Origin of the sequence: Corynebacterium phoceense (assembly GCF_900092335.1) — a bacterium.
Taxonomy (GTDB): Bacteria; Actinomycetota; Actinomycetes; order Mycobacteriales; family Mycobacteriaceae; genus Corynebacterium; species Corynebacterium phoceense.
Genome location: NZ_LT596217.1, coordinates 1 through 1129, shown reverse-complemented (window position 1 = coordinate 1129; position 1129 = coordinate 1). Strand labels below are relative to the sequence as shown.

Annotated in this window: 1 protein-coding gene and 1 pseudogene; one reads left to right on the top strand and one right to left on the bottom strand. The window is 67.8% G+C overall.

All coding sequences use genetic code 11. From position 1 onward, the window contains the following. Nucleotides 1–225: NUDIX domain-containing protein (locus BN9444_RS13320; RefSeq protein WP_141681601.1), on the bottom strand; the 225-nt coding region annotated here is incomplete at its 3' end. A gap of 50 nt (nt 226–275) precedes the next feature. Here BN9444_RS13320 and BN9444_RS13315 point away from each other — a divergent pair. Then, nucleotides 276–1129: pseudogene (locus BN9444_RS13315) on the top strand (hypothetical protein); the annotation flags it as partial.

The following is a 1129-nucleotide window of genomic DNA, read 5'->3' as shown; positions in this document are numbered from 1 at the left end:
CTCTTCGAAGGTCTCGCGGAGGGCGGCATCGGCAGCAGATTCGCCCCGCTCGCGCGCGCCGCCGGGCACGCCCCACGTGTCGCCCTGGTTGGTCCACGCCGCGCGATGCTGGAGCAGGACGTGGCCCTCGGCGACGAGGAAGAGCCCCGCCGCACCATAGAGGCCCCACAGCTTCATGCCATCGGGTCCCGCAGCCCAGCCGTCACCTGAAAATTTTCCGCTCATGTCCGCCATACTAACCGCGCCACCCCACCGCGGCCCGTTATCCTTAAGGAATGACCACGCCCAACGCCGAGCTCGCCGATCAGTGGTTGGATGACGTCACCGAGCCCTCCCAGCCGGTCTTCGACCGTCCCACCCACCGGCTCTACGCGTGGTTTATCGGCCCGGCGCGCCTGGCTCGGCGCCTCCTCAGCTTCCTCGGCACCACGCCCGGCAAGCTCGTGGCGGTCACGCTAGCGCTCACCATCGCCATCGCCGCGGCGGGCATGTCGCTCGCGGCCAGCTCCACGGACCGGCACGCGAACCTCAATACGCTGCTCAGCTCCACTGAGCCCATGAATAACTCGGCGCACAACCTCTATACCTCGCTCTCGCTCGCGGACACGATTGCGACCACCGGCTTCGTCCAGCTGGGCGAGGGCTCCACCGACGACCGCGAGGCGTATAGCGCGGCCATCGACACCGCGACGGTCGCCGCGACAGAATCCGCGCTCGGCTCCGCAACGGATGACACGCGCATTCGCGAACTCATCCTCAACATCCAGCGGCAGCTGCCGGTGTACACGGGCATGGTGGAAACCGCGCGCGCCAACCACCGCGATGGCAACGCCGTCGCCGTCAACTACATGTCCAACGCCTCGACGCTCATGCGCGAGGACATCCTGCCGGACGCCCGCGAGCTCTTTCGCCTCACCAGCGCCAAGGTGACGCAGGAACAAAAGGCGCTCACCCGCCCGCAATGGGTGCCGCTCTCCGGCTTCGTCGCCGCCGTATTCTTCCTCCTCGCCGCGCAGTGGTGGCTGTGGCGGCTCACACGCCGCCGCTTCAACCGCGGCTTCCTCGCCGCGACGGTGCTGCTCTCCGTCGCGTTGGCCTGGGTGAGTATCACCACCATCATGATCTGGGC